This is a genomic window from Arthrobacter sp. GCM10027362, from assembly GCF_042679445.1.
Lineage (GTDB): Bacteria > Actinomycetota > Actinomycetes > Actinomycetales > Micrococcaceae > Crystallibacter.
In genome coordinates, this window is record NZ_JBHTML010000256.1 from 1 (window position 1) to 4,291 (window position 4,291).

At 70.4% G+C, this 4,291-nt stretch carries 5 protein-coding genes; 3 read left to right on the plus strand and 2 right to left on the minus strand.

Features of this window, described 5'->3' with window-relative positions; all coding sequences use genetic code 11:
• The coding region (locus ACFQ36_RS21030) for a 2-oxo acid dehydrogenase subunit E2 (RefSeq protein ID WP_377017219.1) at positions 1-738 on the plus strand (738 nt) is incomplete at its 5' end.
• 22 nt (positions 739-760) lie between these two features.
• Here ACFQ36_RS21030 and ACFQ36_RS21035 read toward each other — a convergent pair.
• The gene (locus ACFQ36_RS21035) at positions 761-1,228 is read right to left on the minus strand and encodes a GNAT family N-acetyltransferase (protein ID WP_377017221.1); all 468 of its coding nucleotides are present in this window, start codon (positions 1,226-1,228) and stop codon (positions 761-763) included.
• 33 nt (positions 1,229-1,261) lie between these two features.
• Entirely contained in the window at positions 1,262-1,942 is a 681-nt protein-coding gene (locus tag ACFQ36_RS21040) for a TetR/AcrR family transcriptional regulator (protein ID WP_377017223.1), read from the minus strand.
• A gap of 136 nt (positions 1,943-2,078) precedes the next feature.
• On the opposite strand from ACFQ36_RS21040, the gene ACFQ36_RS21045 reads away from it, so the two are divergent.
• The gene (locus ACFQ36_RS21045) at positions 2,079-3,683 is read left to right on the plus strand and encodes a carboxyl transferase domain-containing protein (RefSeq protein ID WP_377017225.1); all 1,605 of its coding nucleotides are present in this window, start codon (positions 2,079-2,081) and stop codon (positions 3,681-3,683) included.
• 4 nt (positions 3,684-3,687) lie between these two features.
• On the plus strand, positions 3,688-4,291 hold a 604-nt coding region (locus ACFQ36_RS21050), incomplete at its 3' end, for a biotin carboxylase N-terminal domain-containing protein (RefSeq protein WP_377017227.1).

Consider the following 4,291-nt stretch of genomic DNA (forward strand, 5'->3'; position numbering starts at 1 on the left):
CAGGCCGGAACCGGCCGCTGGCTGGCCGGAGCGGCCGAGCGCGAGGCCCGGGTTCCGATCAGGGGCCTGCGCAAGGCGACGGCCGCGGCCATGGTGGCCAGCGCCTTCACCGCCCCGCAGGCCACCGTGTTCCTGACCATCGATGCCACCGCGTCCATGGAGCTGCTGGAGCGGCTGCGCTCGGACAGCGCCTTCGCCGGCGTCAAGCTCACCCCGCTGGCGCTGGTGGCCAAAGCCGTCTGCATCGGGCTGGAGCGCAACCCGTCGCTGAATTGGCGCTGGGACGAGGAACACGGCGAGATCGTGCAGCAGAACTACGTGAACCTGGGTATCGCCGCGGCTTCCGAGCGCGGCCTGACCGTGCCGAACATCAAGGACGCGCACACGCTGGACCTGCACGGGCTGGCCGTGGCGCTGGGCGAACTGGCCGAAACCGCCCGCGCGGGCAGGACCACGCCGGAGCAGCTGTCCGGGGGGACCATTTCGATCACCAATGTCGGGGTGTTCGGCATCGATGCCGGCACGCCCATCCTGCACCCGGGCGAGACGGCGATCCTGGCCGTGGGGGCCGTGCGCCGGATGCCGTGGGAGTACCGGGATTCGGTTGTGCTGCGCCAGGTGCTGACATTGAGCCTGTCCTTCGACCACCGGATGGTCGACGGCGCCGAGGCGTCCAGGTTCCTGACCGACGTCGCCACCATCCTGGCCGATCCCGGCCGGGTGCTCACCATGGTCTGAGCACAGGGGCCGGCCAGGCCGGTCAGGCCAGTTCGAGGATCTCCTCGGTGACCACCGCGGCGCGGGCGTTGGCGAAGCCCTGCGCCTCGCCGACGCGGCGGAAGCCTGCCTTTTCCAGCACCTTGATCGAGCCCACATTGTCCTTGACCACGCGGGCCCGGATGGGGCGCTCGGTGAACTCGCGCAGGAACTGCTCGACCGCGGCGGTAGTGATCCCGCGGCCCCAATGGCTCTTGGCGGTCCAGTAGCTCAGCTCCGGAACGTCGTCGGTACGGTAGACCACCACGTTGCCCACCACCTCGCCGTCGGCGGTGACGGTGCGCACGGTTACCGCCTTGTCGTTGAGCAGGCTCTGCCAGTAGTGGTCGAAGACGCCGCGGTCGGCGGGGTTCTTCGCGCTGAATCCCGCCATCCGGTTGGCCTCGGGGTCCTGCTGGTACTCGAAGAATTTGTCCAGGTCGGCAGGTTCCACAGGGCGAAGCTCGATCACGGCAGACCTTTCGATAGAGGGTGTCACAACAGGTTACTCGGCTTTCAGCGCCGCCCAGGCCATTGTTTCGAGCAGGTTGCGCCGCCAGGCCTTGTCCCGCACGCCCTGGCCGCGGCGCGCGGAGTGCGGGGTGGAGTTGATCAGGCCGAACGCCGCATGCGCGCGCATCCGCAGGCGGGCCGGGTCGTCGCGCGGGAGCAGCTGGGCCAGCACGTCCACCCAGACGCGCACGTAGCTGCGCTGCAGCGAACGGACATGCTCTGATTCCTCCGCGGACAGCGAATCCAGGTCGCGGTCGTGGACCCGGATCACGTCCGGGTTGCTCAGGGCGAAATCGACATGGAATTCGATCAGGCCGCGCAGCGCCGCCTCCGGCCCGGAGGAATTGCCCACCACCGCCCGGCCGCCGTCCAGCAGGTCCTGGCTGACCCCGGTCAGCAGCGCGGCGAGCATCGCCTGCTTGCTGCTGAAATGCCGGTAGACCGCCGGGCCGCTCACGCCGGCCGCCGCGCCCAGGTCCTCGATGGAGACACCGTTGAAACCCCGCTCCGCGAACAGCCTGGCGGCTGCGGAGAGCAGCGCCGAGCGGCGGGAAGCCTTGGCCAGGCTGCGCCCGGTAGCGCGGCCGGCAGCCGGTACGGCACCGTTGACCGTGTTGCCGGCTGTGTTCTCTGCTGCGCCGTTTGCTGCGTTCGCGGCGGTGGGGGCTGCCACGGCGGTCCTTTCGGCTTCGGGTCTGTCTCGGACTGATTATAGACAACCCGGTTAAGCCCTATTAACCTGAGTCCAGTTAGTCACTACTAACCAGAGTCCGTCCGGCAGCGGGCGGGACCGTGCAGGAAAGTTGTCAATGGAGACGCTTCTTTCCCGGCTGGATACCTCCAGCGCGGGCTTTGCCGAAAACGACGCGGCGCAGCGGGCGCTGGTGGCCGAGCTGCGCGGAAAACTGGCCGCCGCGGCGCTGGGCGGTCCGGAATCCGCCCGGCAGCGGCACCTCGGGCGCGGCAAGCTGCTGCCGCGCGAGCGGGTGGACGGGCTGCTGGATACCGGCAGCCCGTTCCTGGAACTCTCGCCGCTGGCCGCGGACGGGATGTACGGCGGCGAGTGCCCGGGGGCCGGCATCATCACCGGAATCGGTTTGGTGCACGGCCGGCATGTGATGGTGGTGTGCAACGATGCGACGGTCAAGGGCGGCACCTACTACCCGGTGACGGTCAAGAAGCACCTGCGGGCCCAGGAGGTGGCGCTGGCGAACCGGCTGCCATGCATCTACCTGGTGGACTCGGGCGGCGCGTTCCTGCCCAGGCAGGACGAGGTCTTCCCGGACCGCGAGCATTTCGGGCGTATCTTCTACAACCAGGCCAACCTCTCGGCCGCCGGCATTCCGCAGATCGCCGCGGTGCTGGGTTCGTGCACCGCCGGCGGCGCCTACGTGCCGGCGATGAGCGACGAGACGGTGATCGTGCGCAACCAGGGCACCATCTTCCTGGGCGGCCCGCCGCTGGTGAAGGCCGCCATCGGCGAGATCGTCAGCGCCGAGGAGCTCGGCGGCGGGGACGTGCACGCCAAGGTCTCCGGGGTCACCGACCATCTGGCGCAGGATGACCGGCACGCACTGCAGGTTGTCCGGGACATCGTGGCCACCCTGCCGCCGGCAGCGGGCCTTCCGGCGGAGGCAGCCGGCGAACCGCCGGCCGCGGACCCGGAAGGGCTTTACGGGGCGGTGCCGGTGGACGTGAACACCCCCTATGAGGTGCGCGAGGTCATCGCCCGGCTGGTGGACGGGTCCCGGTTCCACGAGTTCAAGCGCGAGTACGGATCCACCCTGGTCACCGGCTTCGCCCGGATCCACGGCCGCGTGGCGGGCATCGTGGCGAACAACGGGGTGCTCTTCAGCGAATCGGCGCTCAAGGGCGCGCACTTCATCCAGCTGTGCGACCAGCGCGGCATTCCGCTGGTCTTCCTGCAGAACATCTCCGGCTTCATGGTCGGCCGGGACTACGAGGCCGGCGGCATTGCCAAGCACGGGGCGAAGATGGTCACCGCCGTCGCCACCACCCGGGTGCCGAAGCTGACGGTCATCATCGGCGGCTCCTTCGGGGCCGGCAACTACTCGATGTGCGGCCGGGCCTATTCGCCGCGCTTTTTGTGGACCTGGCCGGCCAGCCGGATCTCGGTGATGGGCGGGGCCCAGGCGGCCTCGGTGCTCGCCACGGTCAAGCGGGACCAGATCGAAGCCTCGGGGGGAACCTGGACGGAGGCGGAGGAGGAGGCCTTCCGGGCCCCGATCCGGGCCCAGTACGAGGACCAGGGCAACCCGTACTACGCCACCGCCCGGCTCTGGGACGACGGCATCATCGATCCGGCGGACACCCGCACCGTGCTGGGACTGGCGCTGGAGGTCTGCGCCCTGGCCCCGCTGGCCGCACCTTCCTTCGGACTGTTCAGGATGTGAGGGCATGGATCCGCGCACCCGCTTCGACGAGCCCTTCGATCCGCCGTTCGACGCGCCCTTCGACACCGTCCTCGTCGCCAACCGCGGCGAAATCGCCTGCCGGGTGATCGGCACCTGCAGGCGGCTGGGGCTGCGCACCGTGGCGGTGTATTCCGACGCCGACGCCGGCGCCCGGCACGTGCGCGAGGCCGACCTGGCGGTGCGGATCGGCCCCGCGGCCGCCGCGCAGAGCTACCTGGACATCGAGGCGGTGCTGGCCGCCTGCAAGGCCGCGGGAGCCGGCGCCGTGCACCCGGGCTACGGGTTCCTGAGCGAAAACGCCGCCTTCGCCGAGGCCCTGGCCGCCGCCGGCATCACCTTCGTGGGACCGGGCGTGCGGGCGCTGGGCATCATGGGGGACAAGATCCGGGCCAAGAACCACGTGGCCGCCTCCGGGGTCCCGGTGGTGCCGGGCATTGCCGAGCCCGGGCTGTCGGACGCCGAACTGGCCGAGGCAGCGGAGCAGGTGGGCTACCCGCTGCTGATCAAGCCCTCGGCCGGCGGCGGCGGCAAGGGCATGCAGGCCGTCGAGCGCCCGGCGGACCTGCCGGCGGCACTGGCCACCGCCC